Annotated in this window: 15 protein-coding genes; 10 read left to right on the forward strand and 5 right to left on the reverse strand. The window is 73.2% G+C overall.

The window, feature by feature from the left end:
- Position 1: 1 nt before the first annotated feature.
- The 4 genes from ACZ31C_RS18645 to ACZ31C_RS18660 all read left to right on the forward strand — a co-directional run bounded on the left by ACZ31C_RS18645 (position 2) and on the right by ACZ31C_RS18660 (position 5,937).
- Entirely contained in the window at positions 2–1,462 is a 1,461-nt protein-coding gene (locus tag ACZ31C_RS18645) for a lyase family protein (RefSeq protein ID WP_465796346.1), read from the forward strand.
- On the forward strand, positions 1,459–2,376 hold the full coding sequence (locus tag ACZ31C_RS18650; RefSeq protein ID WP_465796347.1) for an ROK family protein: 918 nt from the start codon (positions 1,459–1,461) through the stop codon (positions 2,374–2,376). The genes ACZ31C_RS18645 and ACZ31C_RS18650 overlap by 4 nt, the downstream gene beginning before the upstream one ends.
- Positions 2,377–2,509: 133 nt before the next feature.
- Complete coding sequence (locus ACZ31C_RS18655; RefSeq protein WP_465796348.1) at positions 2,510–4,198, forward strand: ABC transporter ATP-binding protein; 1,689 nt, start codon at positions 2,510–2,512, stop codon at positions 4,196–4,198.
- Complete coding sequence (locus ACZ31C_RS18660; RefSeq protein WP_465796349.1) at positions 4,195–5,937, forward strand: ABC transporter ATP-binding protein; 1,743 nt, start codon at positions 4,195–4,197, stop codon at positions 5,935–5,937. The genes ACZ31C_RS18655 and ACZ31C_RS18660 overlap by 4 nt, the downstream gene beginning before the upstream one ends.
- A gap of 27 nt (positions 5,938–5,964) precedes the next feature.
- On the opposite strand, the gene ACZ31C_RS18665 is transcribed toward ACZ31C_RS18660, so the two are convergent.
- From ACZ31C_RS18665 to ACZ31C_RS18680, 4 genes are read right to left on the reverse strand one after another with little or no spacing between them, the layout of a single operon-like run.
- A complete protein-coding gene (locus ACZ31C_RS18665) occupies positions 5,965–6,645 on the reverse strand; it encodes a GntR family transcriptional regulator (RefSeq protein WP_465796350.1) in 681 nt (226 codons plus the stop codon).
- Positions 6,642–6,833: an aldehyde dehydrogenase family protein gene (locus ACZ31C_RS18670; protein ID WP_465796351.1), complete on the reverse strand. Its 192-nt coding sequence runs from the start codon at positions 6,831–6,833 to the stop codon at positions 6,642–6,644. The genes ACZ31C_RS18665 and ACZ31C_RS18670 overlap by 4 nt, the downstream gene beginning before the upstream one ends.
- Positions 6,834–6,852: 19 nt before the next feature.
- Positions 6,853–7,863, reverse strand: a complete 1,011-nt coding sequence (locus ACZ31C_RS18675; RefSeq protein ID WP_465796352.1) for a proline racemase family protein — start codon at positions 7,861–7,863, stop codon at positions 6,853–6,855.
- A 19-nt stretch (positions 7,864–7,882) separates the two neighbouring features.
- Positions 7,883–8,779 (reverse strand): dihydrodipicolinate synthase family protein, encoded by an 897-nt coding sequence (locus tag ACZ31C_RS18680; protein ID WP_465796353.1) that lies wholly within the window; start codon positions 8,777–8,779, stop codon positions 7,883–7,885.
- 138 nt (positions 8,780–8,917) lie between these two features.
- On the opposite strand from ACZ31C_RS18680, the gene ACZ31C_RS18685 reads away from it, so the two are divergent.
- From ACZ31C_RS18685 to ACZ31C_RS18700, 4 genes are all read left to right on the forward strand, one after another.
- Positions 8,918–10,093, forward strand: a complete 1,176-nt coding sequence (locus ACZ31C_RS18685; protein ID WP_465796354.1) for an NAD(P)/FAD-dependent oxidoreductase — start codon at positions 8,918–8,920, stop codon at positions 10,091–10,093.
- Positions 10,090–10,359: a (2Fe-2S)-binding protein gene (locus ACZ31C_RS18690; protein WP_465796355.1), complete on the forward strand. Its 270-nt coding sequence runs from the start codon at positions 10,090–10,092 to the stop codon at positions 10,357–10,359. Before ACZ31C_RS18685 ends, ACZ31C_RS18690 begins: the two co-directional genes overlap by 4 nt.
- Positions 10,356–11,822 (forward strand): FAD-dependent oxidoreductase, encoded by a 1,467-nt coding sequence (locus ACZ31C_RS18695; protein ID WP_465796356.1) that lies wholly within the window; start codon positions 10,356–10,358, stop codon positions 11,820–11,822. Before ACZ31C_RS18690 ends, ACZ31C_RS18695 begins: the two co-directional genes overlap by 4 nt.
- A 204-nt stretch (positions 11,823–12,026) precedes the next feature.
- On the forward strand, positions 12,027–15,416 hold the full coding sequence (locus ACZ31C_RS18700; RefSeq protein ID WP_465796357.1) for a beta-L-arabinofuranosidase domain-containing protein: 3,390 nt from the start codon (positions 12,027–12,029) through the stop codon (positions 15,414–15,416).
- Positions 15,417–15,470: 54 nt separating this feature from the next.
- Here ACZ31C_RS18700 and ACZ31C_RS18705 read toward each other — a convergent pair whose 3' ends face one another.
- Entirely contained in the window at positions 15,471–16,628 is a 1,158-nt protein-coding gene (locus ACZ31C_RS18705) for an FAD-dependent oxidoreductase (RefSeq protein ID WP_465796358.1), read from the reverse strand.
- 100 nt (positions 16,629–16,728) lie between these two features.
- On the opposite strand from ACZ31C_RS18705, the gene ACZ31C_RS18710 reads away from it, so the two are divergent.
- Positions 16,729–17,370, forward strand: a complete 642-nt coding sequence (locus ACZ31C_RS18710; RefSeq protein ID WP_465796359.1) for a TetR/AcrR family transcriptional regulator — start codon at positions 16,729–16,731, stop codon at positions 17,368–17,370.
- A gap of 112 nt (positions 17,371–17,482) precedes the next feature.
- Positions 17,483–19,114 (forward strand): lipase family protein, encoded by a 1,632-nt coding sequence (locus ACZ31C_RS18715; protein WP_465796360.1) that lies wholly within the window; start codon positions 17,483–17,485, stop codon positions 19,112–19,114.
- The last annotated feature ends 2 nt before the right edge of the window (positions 19,115–19,116 follow it).

The raw sequence follows: 19,116 nt of genomic DNA on the forward strand, positions 1-19,116 counted from the left end.
CATGAGCACACCCGCGCTGACCACCTACCAGCGGCACCACCTGCGGCCCACCTACGACCACCACGTCGGGCACCTGTTCCCGGCGATGGTACGGGCCAGCCAGGCGCACGTGGTGATGCTGACCGAGCAGGGGCTGATCCCCGCCGAGCGGGGCGCCCGGTTGCTGCGCGGACTGGCCGAGCTGCGCGCCGACCAGGCCGACGCGCCGCCTTTCGACGGCACTTTCGAGGACACGTACTACCTGGTGGAGAAGCGTCTCGCGGCGGCCTGCGGGGTGCCCACCTCGGAGCTGGACGTGCAGATGGCGCGCAGCCGCAACGACCTCGACGCCGGGGTGTTCCGGATGCTGCTGCGCGACCAGCTGACCGGGGTGCTCGACCGGGTGCTGGCCACCGGGACGGTCGCGCTGGACGCCGCGGACCGGTACGCGGACGTGGTGATCACCGGCTACACCCACCGGCGTCCGGCCCAGCCGACCACCATCGGGCACGCGCTGGCCGGGTACGCCGAGGCGCTGGCCGGGGAGGCACTCGCCTACGCCGACGTGATCGAGTCGCTCAACGTCTCGCCGCTGGGGTCCTGCGCGTTCGCCGGCACCGACCTGGACATCTCCCCCGCCCGGGTGGCCGAGCTGCTCGGCTTCGCCGGTCTGGTGACCAACTCGTACGAGGCGGTCGCCGGTGCCGACCATCTGGTGCGGGTCGGCACCCTCAACGCCCAGGCGCTGGCCACCGGGGCGCGGCTGGCGCGCACTCTGATGGACTGGCTGAGCTGGCAGTGGGTGACCACGCCCGGTGACTTCACCCAGGGCAGCAGCATCATGCCGCAGAAGCGCAACCCGGTGGTGTTGGAGCACCTGGTCTCGTACGCCGGGCAGGCCGCCGCCGACGCCGCCTCGGTGCTGAACAACGTGGGCGCGGCCTGGTGGGAGGACTCGAACAACGCCACCACCGACGTGCAGGTGCGGCTCTGGGAGAGCAACGACCGGGCGGACCGGTTCTTCGCCCTGCTCGGTGGCTTCCTCGCCGAGATCGCGCCGTTGACGCCGCCGTCGGCGGCCGAGATCGTCGCCTCCGGGGCCACCACGACCGCCGCCGCCGACGCCCTGACCCGGCACGGTGTACCGTTCCGGGCCGCGCACTCGGTGGTGGGTCGGCTGGTACGCGGCGGTGACCCGCAGGGCTGGACCGCCGACGAGGTGCGGGCCGCCGCCGAGGGGCTGGTGCCCGGCGGGCTCGACGACGCCGCCGTGGACGACCTGATCGCCGCCGCCGTCCGGCCGGAGCTGGTGCTGGGCCGCGCCCAGGCCGACGGGCCGGGCGCCGCCGCGGTACGCGCCCAGGTGGCGACGCTGCGGGGCGGATTCGACGCGGCTCGGGCACGGCTGGCGACGGTCCGCGACCGTCTCGACCGGGCCGACACCGCGCTGGACGCGGTCGCCGCCGAGATGGCGGCCCGATGAGCGTGCAGTTGGCGCGACCCGAGTCGGGCGCGTACACCGACGGGCTGCTGCTCGGCATCGACTTCGGCGGGACCAAGATGGCCGTCGGGGTCGCCGACCGGCAGGGTCGGATCCTGGCCCGGGAGCGGGTCCCCACGTACGCCGAGCGCAGCGCGCCGCAGGCGCTGGAACGGGCGCTGCACCTGGCCGCCCGGCTGGTGGCCGAGGTGGGTGGCCCGCTGCTGGCCGCCGGGGTGGCCTCCCCCGGGGTGATCCGGCCGGACCGCATCGAGCTGGCGCCGAACGTCCCCGGCTGGGAGGGACTGCGGCTGGCCGACGCGGTCCGCGAGGCGCTCGGCGTCACCGAGGTGGCGGTGGACAACGACCTCAACGCCGCCGCCCTGGCCGAACTGCGGCTTGGCGCGCTGCGCGACGCCGACCCGGGCCTGGTGCTGGGGCTGGGCACCGGAGTGGCCGCGGCGATCACCGTCGGCGGCGCGGTGGTCTCCGGCCACCGGGGCGCGGCCGGTGAGATCGGGTACGCGGTCTCCGGCGGCCCGTGGCCGGGCACCATGCTGGAGTTGGACTTCTCCGGCCGGGCCCTGGACGGGCTTGCCGCCGAACTGGGACTGGTCGGCGGCGCGGCGGCCCTCGCCGGTGCGGCCGAACGACCGGGGGCGGAGCGGCAGGCGTTGACCGCCCGGCTCGACGAGTTGGCCCGACACCTGGTCACGAGTTGCCTGCTGCTGGACCCGCAGCGGGTGGTGCTGGTCGGCGGGGTGGCCGGCAGCGCCCTGATCCGGGAGCTGCTGGTCGACCGGCTCACCGAGGTGCTGCCGCATCGGCCGGAGGTGGTACTGTCCCGGTTCGCCGACGACGCCGCCCTGCTGGGCGCGGTCACGCTCGCCCGGGAGGCGGTGGTGGTCGCCGGCTGACCGCCGGGACGACACCCGCTACCGGATGGCGCCGCGCCACGACCACAGGTTAGCCTCACCTAACTTGTGGAGAGTGAGGCGAGATGGCAGAGCCGACGGCGGAGGTCCGCCGCACCGACCGACGGCGGGTGAGGTGACCGTGCGAGTCAGCCCGACCGGCCGGTTGTTCGGCGAGATGTTCTGGCGGCAACGCCGGGACACCGCGCTCTGCACCGCCTTCTGGTCGCTGCACCAGGTGTGCGAGGCACTGGTCCCGGTGGCCATCGGCCTGGTCATCGACCAGGCGGTGAGCACCGGGTCGACCTCGGCGATGCTCTGGTCCGTCCTGGGGATCTTCGCGTTGTTCACCGCGTTGACCATGGGGTGGCGGTCCGGCTTCTGGTTCCTGTCCAGGGCGGTGACCGAGGAGTCGCACGTCCTGCGGATGCGCGTGGTCCGGCGGCTGCTGGGCGGGCAGGGCATCCGCACCAGCCGCCAGAGCGGTGAGCTGCTCTCCATCGCCACCACCGACACCCAGGCCGCCGCCGATTCGCTGGAGCTGGGCAGCCGGGTGGTGTCCGCGTTGCTCGGGCTGGTCGTCTCCACGATCGTCCTGCTGCGGATCGACTGGACGCTCGGACTCGGGCTGGTCATCGGCATCCCGGTGCTGGTGCTCGGCCTGCACGCGCTCGGGCCGGTCGTGGAACGCCACACCTCGGCCCAGCAGCAGGCCATCGGCCGGGCCGCCGCGACCGCGTCGGACCTGCTGCGCGGGCTCCGGCCGCTGCGCGGGTTCGGCGGCGTCGACGAGGCGTCGCGACGCTACAAGACAGCCAGCCGCACCTCGCTGCGCGCCAACGTCGGCGCGGTCAAGGCCGGTGCCGCGTTCGTCGGCGTGTCGACGTTCACCACCGGCCTGCTGATCACCGTCGTGGCCGCCCTGGCCGGCTGGTTCGCTCTGGAGGGGCGGATCACGGTCGGGCAGCTCATCACCATCGTGGGCCTGGCCGCGTTCATCACCGACCCGGTGCTCAACCTGGCCGACTGCGTCTTCCGGCTGGCCACCGCGCGGGCCAGCGCGACCAGGGTCGCCGAGGTGCTGGCCGCGCCCGAGCGCGCCACCACCGGCGTACGGGAGGCGCAGCCCGGTCCGCTGGTCCTCGCCGAGGTGCACACCTCGGGCCTGGAGGGCGCCAGTCTCGAAGTACGGCCCGGCGAGGTGCTCGGGGTCGTGACCGGGCAGACCACCACCGCCGACGACGTCACCGACCTCCTGGCCGGGGCACGGGCACCGGAGCGGGGCGAGGTGACCCTGTCCGGTACGCCGGTCGGCGACCTCGACGCGGCCTCGCTGCGGCAGGTGGTGCTCGTCGAGCCGCACGCGGTCGACCTGTTCGGCGGCACCCTGCGCGAGGTGTTGCAGAGCGGCGACGACCGGGACGACGCGGCGCTGCGGCAGAGCATGGCGGCGGCCTCCGTCGACGACCTGCTCGCCGAGGGCGGCACCGGCCTGGACCGCGAACTGCTCGACCACGGGCTGAACCTCTCCGGCGGGCAACGGCAGCGGATCGCCCTGGCCCGGGCGCTGCTCGCCGACCGGCCGGTCACCGTGTTCCGCGACCCGACCACGGCGGTCGACGCGGTGACCGAGCACGCCATCGCCGAGGGGATTCGCTCCCGCCGGGCCGGGGACGACCGGGCCACCGTGCTGGTCACCACCAGCGCGCCGCTGCTCGACCGGTGCGACCGCGTCGTCTTCCTGGACGCCGGGCGGGTGGCCGCCGTCGGATCGCACCGGGACCTGCTCACCCAGTCCGCGTACGCCGAGGTGGTCCTGCGATGAGCGCGACGACGATGCTGCCGGTCGCCTCCGGCCGGGAGACCCTGGCCGTGTTCTGGCGCAACCTGCGCCGCTATCCGCTGCTGGCCTGGACGTCGGTCCTGACGTCCGTGGCGGCAAGCGCCGCGGCCGTGGTGGTGCCGATCCTGCTCGGCCGGCTGGTCGACCTGGTCGTCGCGGGCGGCACCGTCGACGCGCTGCTGGTGACCTCGGCCTGGATCCTCGGCACCGGCCTGCTGGCCGCCGCGCTGACCGGCGTGTCCCGGTGGTTGGTCACCGAGTGGGGCATGCGGGCCTGCGCCGACCTGCGGGAAGAGGTGCTCGACCGGGCCCTGCGGATGGACTCGGCCCGGCTGGAGAGCGCCGGCTCCGGCGACGTGGCCGCCCGGGTGACCGACGACGTGGAACAGGTCACCGACTCGGTCCGGCTGGCCGCCGGGATCTTCACCGCCCTGGTCACCGTCGTCATCACCTTCGCCGGTTTCGCCACCCTGGACTGGCGGATCGCGCTGGCGTTCCTGGTCGTCTTCCCGGTGCACGTGCTGAGCCTGCGCCGGTTCGTGCCCCAGGCGAAGCGGCTCTACGCCGCCGAGCGCGAGGCGGCGGCGGTGCGTACGCAGAGCCTGCTGACCACGTTCACCGGCGCGCGGACGGTGCACGCCTACGGCATGGCGCAGCGGCAGGGCCAGCGGGTGGACGGAGCGTCGCGCAACGCGGTCACCGCGCGCCTGCGGGCGGTACGCGGATTCCTGTGGTTCGCGAACATGATGAACTACGCGGAGGCGATCGGACTCACCGCCGTCCTGCTCGCCGGCTTCCTGCTGGTCCGCGCGGGCGAGAGCAGCGTGGGTGACGTCACCGCCGCCGCGCTGCTGTTCCACCGGCTCTTCGGCCCGCTCGGCATGCTGCTGATCTCGTTCAACGACGTCCAGTCGGCCGGCGCCGCGCTGGCCCGGCTGGTCGGTATCACCGGACTCGACGTGCCGGAGTCCCGCGCGGGCACCGGCGATCGACCGGCGGGCGGGATCGGCGCCAAGTCGATCGGGCACCGCTACCCCGGCGGGCCCACCGTCGTGCACGACGTCTCGGTGGAGATCGCCGAGGGCGAGTCGCTGGCCGTGGTCGGCGAGAGCGGCGCCGGCAAGACGACGCTGGCGGCCATCCTCGGCGGGGTGTTCCCGGCCGCCGAGGGCGAGGTGCTGCTGGGCGGTCGGCCGATCGCCGACCTGGATCCGGCGGAGCTGCGGCGCACCGTCGGCGTCGTCACCCAGGAGGTGCACGTCTTCGCCGGCACGCTCGCCGAGGACCTGCGCCTGGCCGCGCCGCACGCCTCCGAGGAGGAGCTGTGGGACGCGCTGCGGCTGGTCGGGGCCGACCAGTGGGTCGCCGCGCTGCCGGAGGGGCTGCACACCCCGGTCGGTGAGGGCGACCACCCGGTCACCCCCGGGCAGGCGCAACAGGTGGCGCTGGCCCGGGTCGCACTGCTCGACCCGCCGATCGTGGTGCTCGACGAGGCGAGTGCCGAGGCGGGCAGCGCTGGTGCCCGGCAACTGGAGCTGGCCAGTGCCGCCCTGGTGCGGGGCCGCACCGCCGTGGTGGTCGCGCACCGGCTGACCCAGGCGCAGAGCTGTGACCGGATCGCGGTGATGGCGCACGGGCGGATCGTCGAGCTGGGCACCCCGGCGGAACTCGTCGCCGCAGGCGGCCGGTACGCCGAACTCTGGGCCGCCTGGCAGCGCTGACGTACGCCCACCGGTCAGGGGCGGCGGTCAGTCGGCCGTCGGTTCCGCCCGACCGGCCCACCGGCCGCGTACGTGGCCGATGTGCACGCGCATCAGCCGTTCCAGTCCGGCCCGGTCGCCCGCCTCGATCAGGTCGAGCATCGCGACGTGCTCGCGGGCCGACGGCACCAGTTCCCCGGTCTCGGCGAGCCGGGTCAGGCCGAACAGCCGCGACCTCGCCCGCAGCTCACCGACGAGCGAGACCAGGTGGCTGTTGCCGGCCAACGCGAGCAGTTCCAGGTGGAACCGGCGGTCGTGCTCGATGTACGCGATCAGGTCCTTGTGTTCGGCCACCTCGACGATCCGGTGGGCGATCGGCCGCAGCCGCGCGATGTCCTCGGCGGTGGCCACGCCGATCACCCGCACGGTGGTCGGCACCTCGATCAACTGGCGGATCTCGGTCAGGTTGTCGAGTTCCCGGTCGGACAGTTCGGTGACCCGGAAACCCTTGTTCCGCACGGTCTCGACCAGGCCCTCCTTGACCAGGTCGAGCATCGCCTCCCGGACCGGTGTGGCGGAGACGCCGAGTCGGGCGGCGAGCGTCGGTGCGGAGTAGACCTCGCCGGGGCGCATCTGGCCGGCCACCAGCGCGGCCCGCAGCGCGTGCGCGACCTGCCCGCGCAGGCTCGTACGCGCCCCCAGGGCCGGCAACTCCAAGGCGTCAGTCACCACCACGTCTCCTTCTCGCCGGCGGCGTGCAGCGCCGCCGACCGCCCGGCAGGAGGTGCCGCCGCCCAGCCGCGCTGGCCGGCGCGGGCCGCCTCGGCGGCCGTGCCGACGTCCTCGGTGGTCGCGGCGGGCACCGAGACGACGGTGTCCTCCGGGCGCTGGGGGCAGGCGGACACGACGACGGACATGTGAGAACTCCAGTGCTGGTCAGAGCTGGAAGCCGGCGGGGAACGGGTCGGTGGGGTCGAGGAGGTACTGGGCGGTGCCGGTGATCCAGGCGCGGCCGGTGACCGTCGGGACCACGGCCGGTCGGTCCGCCACGGTGGTGCGGTCCAGCAGCCGTCCGACGAAGCGGCTGCCGATCAGCGACTCGTTGACGAAGTCGGCGCCGAGGGCCAACTCGCCCCGGGCGTGCAGTTGGGCCATCCTGGCCGAGGTCCCGGTGCCGCAGGGTGAGCGGTCGAACCAGCCGGGGTGGATGGCCATGGCGTGCCGCGAGTGCCGGGCGTCCGAGCCCGGTGCGGCGAGGTAGACGTGGTGGCAGCCGGCGATCGTCGGGTCCTCCGGATGCACCGGCCGGAGCTGGTCCGTCACCGCGTCCATGATGGCCAGCCCGGCGTCGAGCATCCGCTGCCGGACCTGCGGATCGGTCGGTGTGAAGGCGATCCCGAGCCGGTCGAGGTCGACGACGGCGTAGAAGTTGCCGCCGAAGGCCAGGTCCAGGGTGACCGGACCGTACCCGGGCACGTCGACCGTGGCGTCCAGCTCCGACACGAAGGAGGGCACGTTGCGCAGGGTCACCGATTCGGCGCGCCCGTCGCGGACCGCCACGTCGACCACCACGAGCCCGGCCGGGGTGTCGAGCCGGATCACGGTGGTCGGCTCGGTGACGGTGACCATGCCGGTCTCCACCAGGACGGTGGCCACCCCGATCGTGCCGTGTCCACACATCGGCAGGCAGCCGCTGACCTCGATGAAGAGCACGCCCCAGTCGGCGTCGGGCCGGGTGGGCGGTTGCAGGATCGCCCCGCTCATCGCGGCGTGCCCGCGCGGCTCGCACATCAGCAGGGTGCGCAGGTGGTCGAGGTGGGCGACGAAGTACCGACGCCGCTGCGCCATCGAGTCGCCGGGGACCACGCCGATTCCGCCGATGATCACCCGGGTCGGCATGCCCTCGGTGTGCGAGTCGACCGCGTGGAAGACCCGTGTGCTGCGCATCGCCCTACCGCCCTTCCCGTCACCGGCCGCCGGCCGCCACCGCCTTCTCGGTGGCCTCCCGGACGATGCGCTCATGTTCCGGGGTGAGGGGCACCCGGGGCGGGCGGCACGGCCCACCGTAACGCCCGACCGCGTCCATCGAGAGCTTGATGGCCTGCACGAACTCGGTCCGCGAGTCCCAGCGCAGCAACGGGTGCAGCGCGCGGTAGAGCGGCAACGCGGTGGCCAGGTCGCCGTCGGCAGCCGCGTCGAAGAGCCGGACGCAGGCCCGGGGCAGCGCGTTGACGTACCCGGCGATCCAGCCGGGCGCGCCGGCCACGGCGAGTTCCAGGGTGACGTCGTCGGCGCCGGCGATCAGGTCGAGGCCGGGTGCCGCCTCGGCGATCCGGTAGGCGCGGCGGACGTCGCCGGTGAACTCCTTGACGCCGACGATCAGGCCCTCGCCGTGCAGGCGGGCGAGCAGCTCCGGGGTGAGGTCGACCTTGGTGTCGATGGGGTTGTTGTACGCCACCACCGGCACGCCGACCTTGGCGACCTCCCGGTAGTGCGCGACCACGGCCCGTTCGTCGGCCCGGTAGGCGTTCGGCGGCAGCAGCATCACCGCCGCGCACCCGGCCTCGGCGGCGTCCTCGGCCCACCGCCGCGCCTCGATGGCGCCGTACGCGGAGATGCCGGGCATCACGGTGAAGCCGTCGGGTGCCGCGTCGACCGCGACCCGGACCAGCGTGCTGCGCTCCTCGGGGGTGAGGGTCTGGTACTCGCCGAGCGAGCCGTTCGGCACGACCCCGTCGCAGCCCTCGTCGGCGAGCCAGCGGACGTGCTCGGCGTACCGGTCGACGTCGACCGCGAGTCGGTCGTCGAGCGGCACCGTGGTGGCCACCAGGACGCCGTGCCATGGTCTCGACCGAGGGGGCATCGGGGTGCTCCTTATTCGTGCCGGCCAGTACAATGTCACACACTACAACGGCGTCCCACCGCTCTCCAGCCCTCGACGTCGGAGGTGCCATGCCTGCGCCCCGCCCCTGCGGCACCGTCCGATCGGGCCGGTGGCCGCGTGCGTAGCGGAGCGGTGGACCTGGTCGTGGTGGGCGCGGGCATCGTCGGCGCGGCCTGCGCCTACCAGGCGAGCCGGGCGGGCCTGTCGGTGACCGTCGTGGACAGTGGACCGATCGTCGGCGGCACCACCGGGGCGGGCGAGGGGAACATCCTCGTCTCCGACAAGGAACCGGGCCCGGAACTCGACCTCGCGCTGCACTCGCACCGGCAGTGGCACGCCCTGGCCGACCTGCCGGTGCGCGACACGACCTTCGGTGAGCTGGTGGAGATGGAGGCCAAGGGCGGCCTGGTGGTCGCCACCGACCGGGCGTCCCTGGACGGCCTGGCCCGGCTCGCCGCGCGGCAACGCGACCTCGGCGTCGAGGCGGTCGCGGTCGACCGGGACCGGCTGCACGCGCACGAACCGCATCTGGGCGACGACCTCACCGGCGGCTACCGATACCCGCAGGACATGCAGGTGCAGCCGATGATCGCCGCCGCCCACCTGCTGCGGCTGGCCCGCCACGAGGGCACCACCGTGCTGCCGCACGAGCCGGTCACCGGGCTGCTGCGGGACGGGCCACGGGTGGTCGGCGTGCGGACGCCGCGACGCGACATCCCCGCCGCCGCCGTGCTCAACGCCGCCGGCACCTGGGCCGGCGAGGTCGCCGCGCTGGCCGACGTCGCGCTGCCGATCGCGCCCCGCCGCGGCTACATCCTGGTGACCGAGCCGCTCCCGGCGCTGATCCGGCACAAGGTGTACCTCGCCGACTACGTCGCCGACGTGGCCAGCGACTCGGCCGCGCTGCGGACGTCCACGGTGGTCGAGGGCACCCGGGCCGGCACGGTGCTCATCGGCGCCAGCCGGGAACGCGTCGGTTTCGACCGGAGCGTCTCGGTCCCGGCCCTGCGGCAGCTCGCCGCCGGTGCGGTACGCCTCTTCCCGGTGCTGCGCGACGTCGCGGTGATCCGCGCGTACCGGGGCTTCCGGCCGTACTGTCCCGACCATCTGCCGGTGATCGGCCCGGATCCTCGCGCACCCGGGCTGCACCACGCCTGCGGTCACGAGGGTGCCGGTATCGGCCTGGCCCCGGGCACCGCGCGGCTGGTCACGCAGAGCCTGCTCGGCACGCCGCCCGAGCTGGACCTGACCGCGTTCCGCCCGGACCGGTTCGACCCGGAGGTGTCCCGGTGAGCCATCCCGACGAGTTCGAGATCCTCCTGGACGGCACGCCGGTGCCCTGCCGCGACGGTTGGACCGTCGGTGCCGCCCTCACCGCCGCCGGGGTGCGGTCCTGGCGGGACACCCGGCTCGGCGGGCGACCCCGGGGGCTGTTCTGCGGCATCGGGATCTGCTTCGACTGCCTGGTGACCGTCAACGGGCAACCGTCGCTGCGCGCCTGCCTGGTACCGGCCGCCCCGGGCGACGACGTCCGCACCCAGCAGGGCACCGGACGATGACCGGCACAGACGTGGACGTGGCGGTCGTCGGGGCCGGGCCGGCGGGACTGGCCGCCGCGCTGGCCTCGGCCGAGGCCGGGGCCCGGGTGGCGATCGTCGACGCGGGCGTACGCCCCGGCGGGCAGTACTGGCGCTCCCCCGCTCCCGGCGTCGGCCGCTTCCGGCCGACCACCCTGCACCACGGATGGACGCGGTTCACCTCCACCCTGGACCGTCTCGCCGCGCTGGCCGACGCCGGTCGGGTCGTCCGGCTGGCCGGGCACCACGTCTGGTCGGTCACGCCGGAGGGCGACGGCTGGGCGCTGCGCTGCCTGGTGGGTGCCGAACCCCGCCAGCACGGCACCCCCGCCCCGGTGACCGTCTCCGCCCGCCGCCTCGTCCTCGCCACCGGCGCGTACGACCGGCAACTGCCCTTCCCCGGCTGGGACCTGCCCGGCGTGCTCACGGCGGGCGGGGCGCAGGCGCTGCTCAAGGGGCACCTCGTCGTACCCGGCCAGCGGGTGGTGGTGGCCGGCACCGGCCCGTTCCTGCTGCCGGTCGCCGACGGTCTGGCCCGGTACGGCGCGCGGGTGGCGGCGGTGCTGGAGGCGCACGGTCCGCTCGCCCTCGCCCGGCACCCCCGCGCGCTGCTCGGCGTGGCCGGAAAGTTCGGCGAGGCCGCCGGGTACGCCGCCCGGCTGCTGCGGCACCGGGTGCCGGTCCGGCACCGGCACGTGGTGCTGCGGGCGACCGGCACGGACCGGCTGACCGGTGTCATCGTCGGCCGACGGGGCCGGGACGGCCAGATCCGCACCGGCTCCGAGCGGTGGATCGACTGCGACGTGCTGGCGGTCGGTTGGGGCTTCACACCGCAGCTCGAACTGGCACTTCAGCTCGGGTGCGCGACCCGGGTCGACGCCGACCGGAGCCTGGTGCTCTCCGTCGACGAGGACCAGGCGACGAGTGTGGCCGGAGTGTGGGCGGCCGGTGAGGCCACCGGCGTCGGCGGCGCCGACCTGGCCACGGTGGAGGGTCGGATCGCCGGTGCCTCGGCGGCGGGTTCGCTCGGCGACGGACCGCCGACCGGGGACCGGGCGGCGCGTCGGCGACGCCGCGCCCTGCGCCGGTTCGCCGCCGCGCTGCACCGGGCCTACCCGGTCCCCGCCGACGTGCTCGCGCGCTGCGCCGACGAGACCGTGGTCTGCCGGTGCGAGGAGGTCGGCGCGGGCGAGATCCGGCAGGCCGTGACCGGGTTGGGCGCCACCGAGGCCCGGACGGTCAAGCTGCTGGTCCGGCCCGGGATGGGGTGGTGCCAGGGGCGGGTGTGCGGCTTCGCCACCGCCTGCCTGACCGCCCGGTACGCCGGTCGGGCGGTCACCGAGGCGGACCTGCGCGCCTTCGCGGAACGATCGATCGCCGCGCCGCTGTCGCTGGGACGGCTGGCCGCGTCCGAGGACGACGGATCCGACGTCGACCACGGCTGAGAGGGCGTCTCCACAGTGCTCGGAATCCCAGTTGACCACGTGTGTGAGCGCTAACATCACCTCGTTCCTCACAGGTGTCGAAGTCTGCACTTTACCGGGTCGTAGGGATTGACGAGCGAAAAGTTAACGCTCACACTCGCTGACAATCCGTCTCTGCGCCACCGCACCGGTCGAGCCGTACCCCACCTGGAAGGACGATCCTAAGTGGCTGAATCCGTTGAGATCCCCGTGAGTCGACGTCAGGTCCTGCAGGTGTCCGCCGCCGGAGTGGCCGCGGTCGCCACTGCGGCGGCGTTCCCGGCCGCCGCAGTGGCGGCGCCGACCCCGGGTTCGAGCCCCGGCTCGCCCGCCCCGGGCAGCGTCGTCGCCGACCCCGGTCCGGGCGGCACCGCACCGGTCCGGCCGTTCCAGCTCCGTGACGTCCGGCTCGGCGACGGTCTGCTCCAGCAGAAGCGGGACCGGATGAAGAACTACCTGCGGCAGCTCGACGAGCGGCGCTTCCTGGTGCTGTTCAACAACCAGGCGGGCCGGCCGAACCCGGCCGGGGTCACCACACCCGGCGGCTGGGAGGACGGCGGGCTGCTCAGCGGCCACTGGGCCGGACACTTCATGACCGCCCTCGCTCAGGGGTACGCCGACCTGGGCGAACCGATCTTCAAGAACAAGCTCGACTGGATGGTCGGCGAACTCGCCGCCTGCCAGGCCGCCATCACGGCCCGGATGGGCACCGGCGATCCGGGCGGGGACCCGCAGGAGCCGGAGCAGCCCGAGATCGGCCGCGTGACCGGCCGGTTCGGCAGCGGCCTGCGACTGGGCGGACCCAGCCGGGCCGAGCACGTGACGCTGCCGCAGGAGGCGATCAGCCAGCTCACCGACTTCACCATCGCCACCTGGGTCAACCTGGCGGCCACGCAGAACTGGAGCCGGCTGTTCGACTTCGGTCAGAACAGCACGGTGAACATGTTCCTCGCCCCACGCGCCGGGTCGACCGGGAACGCGCCCCGGTTCGCCATCACAGTCGGCGGCAGCACCGGCGAACAGCAGATCAACGGCACCACCGCGTTGCCCGTCAACCAGTGGGTGCACCTGGCCGTCACGCTCACCCAGAACACCGGCACGCTCTACGTCAACGGCGTGCAGGCCGGCCAGAACACGAACATGACGTTGAGCCCGGCGAACCTGGGGAACCCCGGCAACCGGTGGATCGGACGGTCGCAGTACGGCGACCCGATGCTCAACGCCACCATCGACGAGTTCCACATCTTCGACCGGGCGCTGAGCGCGTCGGAGGTGGCCTCCCTCCAGGACTCCCCCGCCGGCAGCACCGGTGGCGGCTCGATCGCCTGGTACCGGTTCGAGGAGGAGGGCGGGTCGACGATCCGGGACTCGTCGCCCAACGGCCGCGACGGCGGCATCGTCGCCACCCAGAGCGGAGGCACCGAACTGTGGGTACCGACCCACCCCGGTTACCTCGGCGCCATCCCCGAGGACGCGGTGCTGCGGCTCGGACCGCCCCGGTGGGCGGTGTACGGCAGCAACGCGGCCACGAACACCTGGGCCCCCTGGTACACCCAACACAAGATCATGCGGGGTCTGCTCGACGCGTACTACCACACCGACAACGCCACCGCGCTCGACGTGGTGACCAGGATGGCGAACTGGGCGCACCTGGCGTTGACGGTCGGGGACAAGAACCACCCCGACTACCCGGGGCCGATCACCCGGGACAACCTGAACTACATGTGGGACCTCTACATCGCCGGTGAGACCGGCGGCGCGAACGAGGTGTTCCCCGAGATCTCCGCGCTCACCGGCGACAGTCGGCACCTGGAGACCGCCAAGCTTTTCGACAACCGCGAGTCGCTCTTCGACGCCTGCGTGGAGAACCGGGACATCCTGGTCACCACTGCGGCCACCAACCCGGGGCGGCGCCGGCCGGACCGGCTGCACGCCAACTCGCACGTGCCGCAGTTCGTCGGCTACCTGCGCGTCTACGAGCACAGCGGTGACACCGAGTACTTCCAGGCCGCCAAGAACTTCTTCGGCATGGTGGTCCCGCACCGCGCGTACGCCAACGGCGGCACCGGCGGCAACTACCCCGGCTCGAACAACAACATCGAGCTGTTCCAGAACCGGGACAACATCGCCAACTCGATCGCCCAGGGCGGCGCCGAGACCTGCACCACCTACAACCTGATCAAACTCGCCCGCAACCTGTTCTTCCACGAGCAGGACCCGGCGTACCTGGACTACTACGAGCGGGGTCTGATCAACCAGATCGCCGGGTCCCGCGCCGACACCACCACCGTCGGCAACCCGCAGGTCACCTACTTCCAGCCGTTGACCCCGGGGGCCGCCCGTGGCTACGGCAACACCGGCACCTGCTGCGGCGGGACCGGCATCGAGAACCACACCAAGTACCAGGAGACGATCTACTTCAAGTCCGCCGACGACTCCACCCTCTGGGTCAACCTGTACGTGCCGTCGACCCTGACCTGGTCGGAGAAGGACCTCACGGTCGTACAGGAGACGGAGTACCCCCGCCAGGACCACGTCCGGCTGACCGTCAACGGCAGTGGCCCGCTGGAGATCAAGCTCCGCGTACCGGCCTGGGTGCGCAAGGGCTTCCAGGTCAGCGTCAACGGGGTCGCGCACCAGCACAGCGCCACCCCGGGCAGCTACCTGACGCTGAGTCGCACCTGGCGATCCGGTGACACGGTCGACATCCGGATGCCGTTCAGCATCCAGATCGAGCGCGCCATCGACCGCCCCGACACCCAGGCCGTGTTCTGGGGACCGGTGCTGCTGCAGATCCTCGGCAACCCCGGTGGCGGCGCCTTCCGGGAACTGTCGTTGTACCGCCATCTCAAGCGCGACGGCGACTACACCCGGGCCGCCATCACCCCGAGCAGCACCACGGCCGCCGGTGACCAGCTCTTCGCCACGCACGGGTTCACCCTGCGGCCGTACTACGTCGCCGACACCCAGGCCGTCTCGTCGTACTTCCGACGGGTCGAACCGACGGTGGTGTTCGGCGGCATCGACACCGGCGTACCCAACCACAAGCGCAACGACGGCCTGCCCGCGTACGACGTGCCGGTCACCGGCGTGCCGTCACCCGGCACCGACGGTCCGACCTTCCTCGACCTGGTCTGGGACGAGGCGCCGTTCACCGGCCACAGCCAGTTCGTCACGACCGTCACCCGCATCGCCGACGCGTTCGTCGACGCGGACGTCTTCACCGCCGCGCAACGCGACCGGATCGTGGCCGACGCCACCCGGGCCAGGGCCGAACTCGACCCCGGGACCTCGTTCGACGTCGAGGTCACCGCGAAGACGCAGCGTATCGGCGGCAACGCCTACGTCTCCGTCTCCGCCCGCAACGCCGACCAGGTGCCGCTCACCATCGAGCTGGTCACCGCCTTCGGCTCGCGGACGGTGACCGGTGTCGCCCCGGGCAAGACCGCCTTCCAGCAGTTCAACACGCGCAGCGCGACGGTGCCGGCCGGCACCGCCACCGTCCGGATCACCGGCACCGTCGACGGCGAAGAGATCGTCACAGAGGTCGAGGCCCCGTACCCGGCGCTCGGCTAGCCGCCCGCGTCCCGGGTGGCGGCGCCCTCACCGGCACCGCCACCCGGGACGCCGTCAACGGCCGGCGCGCGCGACGCCGCGTCGCACCAGACCACGGATGCCGGGCAGGGTGATCGCCCGGATGGTCAGGTCGCCCATCCACACGTGGAACCGGCTGGGCGGGGCGTACTGGAGCATCCCCCGTCGCGCCTGGGCCTGACGCTTGACAACCTCGGGGCGAAGGCCCCCCTCCCACTCGGTGAGGGCGGCCGGGACGTCGCCGTCGTGCCGTCGCAGGGCGGATCCGAGCTGGTCGGCACCGGTCATCGCGAGGGCCGCGCCATACCCGGCGAAGAGGGTGGCGCACCAGGCCGCGTCGCCGAGCAGCACCACCCGACCGGTGCTCCACCGGGGCATGACCACCTGACTGACCGAGTCGACGTACGCCTCGTCCGGGTGCCTTTCGAGGTGGCGGAGCGCGTCCGGCACGTCGCCGCCCAGATCACCGAAGGTCGCGCCGAACGCTGCCACCGGCCCACGCCGCAGCTCCGCCGCCGGGTCGGCGCAACGGTAGGTGAAGAACGCCGAGGACTGCTGCCGTCCCGCGTGGAAGATCGCCGCTGTGCGTCCCGGGCCGATGAACGTGGTGACGCGGGGCTCGGCCACCTCGCCCACGGAGGCGTCCAGGGGTACCGCGCCCACCAGATACGGCAGGTCCACCTGGAAGCCGGGGCCGAACAGGGCGGTACGGGTCGCCGAGTGCACCCCGTCGGCACCGACCACCAGGTCGGCCTGCTCCGTCGTGCCGTCACTGATCCCCACACGTACCCGGTCACCGGTGTCCTCGATCGACGTGACGGTGGTGTCGAATCGGACCTCGGCCAGGTCCTTCACCGCGTCGTACAGCGTCGACTCCAGGTCACCCCGGAACACCGTCAGGGTGCGGTCACCCAGAGCGGCCTCGGCGAGGGCGGACGGCACGGTGTACTTGGGCCGCCCGTCGGCGTGCACCAGCACGGTGGTGAACGTGCCGAGGTCGTGCGCGGTCAACGCGTCGAGCAACCCGAGATGCTCGATGGCGTCGTAGCCCGACCCGAGCAGGTTCATCAGGTAGCCGCCGCTCCGTCGGGCGACCGCACGTTCCACCACCAGCGTCTGCCACCCGTCGCGACTGAGTCGCAGCGCCGTGGCCAACCCCGTTATGCCTGCCCCGACGATCACCGCACGCTTCATCCGACGCTCCCGTACCCAAGAATGAACATATGCTCAAATCAGTATGAGCATATGCTCATGCTTCGGCAACGCCGTTTCCGGCAGCGCCTAGACTTCGGGCATGCCGCGCGGAGTCGCCATCCCGGAACCAAGGCAGCACCTATTCGCCGCCCTCGAACGCGTGATCGCCGACGCGGGACCCGGCCGGCTCACCAGTCGCGCGGTGACCCAGCAGGCCGGGGTCGCCACCGGGCTGCTGTACGCGCACTTCACCACCTTCGACGACTTCCTGGCCGGCTACGTGGTCGACCGGGCTTTCCAACTCTCCGCCGAGATGGCCGACCTGCCGCGACGGGCTGGGTCCGGCACGGTCGCCGGAAACCTGACCGCCGCCGTGTCGGCGACCCCACAGGACTCGCTTCGGACACTGACCCGGCTGATGGTCTATCGGCCGGACCTCGCGGAGGCGGTCGAAGCGGTCCTGGGCAGCGGCACCGCCGGGCTGCGCGCCGTCGAACGCGGCACCGCCGACTACCTGGCGGCCGAACGACGGCTCGGCAGGATTCCCCCGGACGCCGACCCGGAGGCGCTGGCACTGGCGGTCGTGGGCGTCGTGCACCACATCGCCCTGACCGGAGACGACGAAGAGACCGCGCGCGCCCGGATCCACCGCACGATGAGCGCGCTCACCACCGGCGCCTCGCCCCGCCCTGCCCCGGGCCGCCGCGACACCGTCCTACGGGACGAACCACCGGGCGGCTGAGGGCACCGACCGGTCCCGACCAAGGCGGTGGTCGTCGCGAAGTTGCCGAACTGCCCGACACGACGGCCGTTCCCGGTGGAGTCTGCCAAGGAGGAGACGGCGGGGAGGCAGGATGCGGCAGCGCAGGCGGGCGGGACTTCTGCTGCTCACCGCCGTGTCGCCGACCGTCGAGGCCACCGTCCTGGTCGCCCTGGGCTTCGTCGCCGCCACCGGGCTCGCGCCGCAGACCTCGGCCGTCTGGCCGTACGACACCTACCACGACCTACGCTGGCTGTACGTCTACCACGATTCCTGGCCGAAGTTCCTGTTCTGGCTCGGCGTGGTGGTGGCGGCGCGCGGCGTGTTCCACACCGTGCTGGTGGTGCTGGCCTGGCCGGACGGGGTGCCCCGACCGCCGGTGCGGTGGCTGTTGCGGCGCAGCCTGGGGCTGGCCGTGCTGGTGGCCGTGATCGTGGCACCGTGGGCGTTGATCTCGGTGGCCGCGTCGGTGGTGGCGCTGTCCTGGGTGCTGCTGGCCTCCCTGCTGCCGATGTTCCTGCTGGCACCGTTCCTGCAACGGGCCGCCGTGGTGGGTCCCTGGTGGCGTGGAGTGCCGTCGCTGTCCCTGGTCGGCTGGTCGCTGCTGAACTTCGTGGTGCTGACCATGGCCGGTGCGTTGTGTTGGAGCGTGCCGGGCTGGTGGACGGTGCCAGTGGCCGCCGCCGCAGGGGTGGTGAACGGGTTGCTGTGGGACCGGACGGTGCACGCCGCGTTGTGCGCGCCCCGGGTCCGGTTGGCGTGGCTGCCGGCGACCCCGGTCGCGGCCGTACTCGCGCTGGCGGTGCCGCTGCTCATCCCGCCGCTGGTGCATGCGGTCCCGGGCAAGGACCTGCGGGCCGAGGCGGTGGTGCTCGACCACCCGCTGCCGCCGGAGGTGCCGCAGGCGGTCATCGTCCTCGCCGGCTACGGCTCCGCGTACGGCGGCGAGGCACCGGCCGACGACCGGGTCGAGCGGTTCTCCTACCGGGGACTGGCCCCGGACGGCACACCCCTGCCGTACGGGCCGTCGGACACCACGATCTCGGTGGCGCAGAGCGTACGCCTGCTCGGCGAGCAGGTGCAGCGACTGCACGGGCGTACCGGGCGGCCGATCGCGCTGATCGGCGAGAGCGAGGGTGCCATGGTCGCCCGCACCTACCTCGACGAGGGGGCCCATCCGGCGGTCGACGCGCTGGCGATGTTCAGCCCGCTGATCAACGCGGGACGCGCCTACTATCCGCCGCCGCACCAGGACCGGGGCTGGGGCGTGGTCACCGGGTGGCAGTTGCGGGTCATGTTCGGCGTGCTGCACAAGGGCGGTGGACCGGGCACCGGCCCGGACGAGCCGTTCATCCGTTCGCTGGTCGACAACGCGCCGTTCTACCGCAACCAACTCATGTGCCCGGTGCCCGGCGTACGGATGGTCGCCTTCGTCCCCACCAGCACCGCGGCCGAGGCGCCACCCGGCGACTACGCCGACATCCCGGTGTTCCAGATGCCCGGGGTCCACGGCGGCCTGCTGAACCGCGCGCTGGTCGAGAACCGGCTGGTCGCCTTCCTCTCCGGCGAGCCGATCCAGCAGGAGCGCGACGAGTACCCGCTGTTGCAGCGGCTCGGCGCCGCGTGGCAGGCGCCGCCGCTGGCCATCGCGGCCAACCCGGCCTGGGCGGCGTTCCGGCAACCCGACCCCGCCTTCACCGGGAAGGTCTGCCTACCGACCCGCTGACC

Source organism: Micromonospora sp. NPDC023869 (assembly GCF_055559695.1).

Excerpts from the sequence above, each read along its gene's own strand:
- ACZ31C_RS18645 (WP_465796346.1), top strand. The coding sequence starts at position 2 with ATGAGCACACCCGCGCTGACCACCTACCAGCGGCACCACCTGCGGCCC.
- ACZ31C_RS18650 (WP_465796347.1), top strand. The coding sequence starts at position 1,459 with ATGAGCGTGCAGTTGGCGCGACCCGAGTCGGGCGCGTACACCGACGGG.
- ACZ31C_RS18660 (WP_465796349.1), top strand. The coding sequence starts at position 4,195 with ATGAGCGCGACGACGATGCTGCCGGTCGCCTCCGGCCGGGAGACCCTG.
- ACZ31C_RS18670 (WP_465796351.1), bottom strand. The coding sequence starts at position 6,833 with ATGTCCGTCGTCGTGTCCGCCTGCCCCCAGCGCCCGGAGGACACCGTC.
- ACZ31C_RS18675 (WP_465796352.1), bottom strand. The coding sequence starts at position 7,863 with ATGCGCAGCACACGGGTCTTCCACGCGGTCGACTCGCACACCGAGGGC.
- ACZ31C_RS18680 (WP_465796353.1), bottom strand. The coding sequence starts at position 8,779 with ATGCCCCCTCGGTCGAGACCATGGCACGGCGTCCTGGTGGCCACCACG.
- ACZ31C_RS18695 (WP_465796356.1), top strand. The coding sequence starts at position 10,356 with ATGACCGGCACAGACGTGGACGTGGCGGTCGTCGGGGCCGGGCCGGCG.
- ACZ31C_RS18705 (WP_465796358.1), bottom strand. The coding sequence starts at position 16,628 with ATGAAGCGTGCGGTGATCGTCGGGGCAGGCATAACGGGGTTGGCCACG.
- ACZ31C_RS18710 (WP_465796359.1), top strand. The coding sequence starts at position 16,729 with ATGCCGCGCGGAGTCGCCATCCCGGAACCAAGGCAGCACCTATTCGCC.
- ACZ31C_RS18715 (WP_465796360.1), top strand. The coding sequence starts at position 17,483 with ATGCGGCAGCGCAGGCGGGCGGGACTTCTGCTGCTCACCGCCGTGTCG.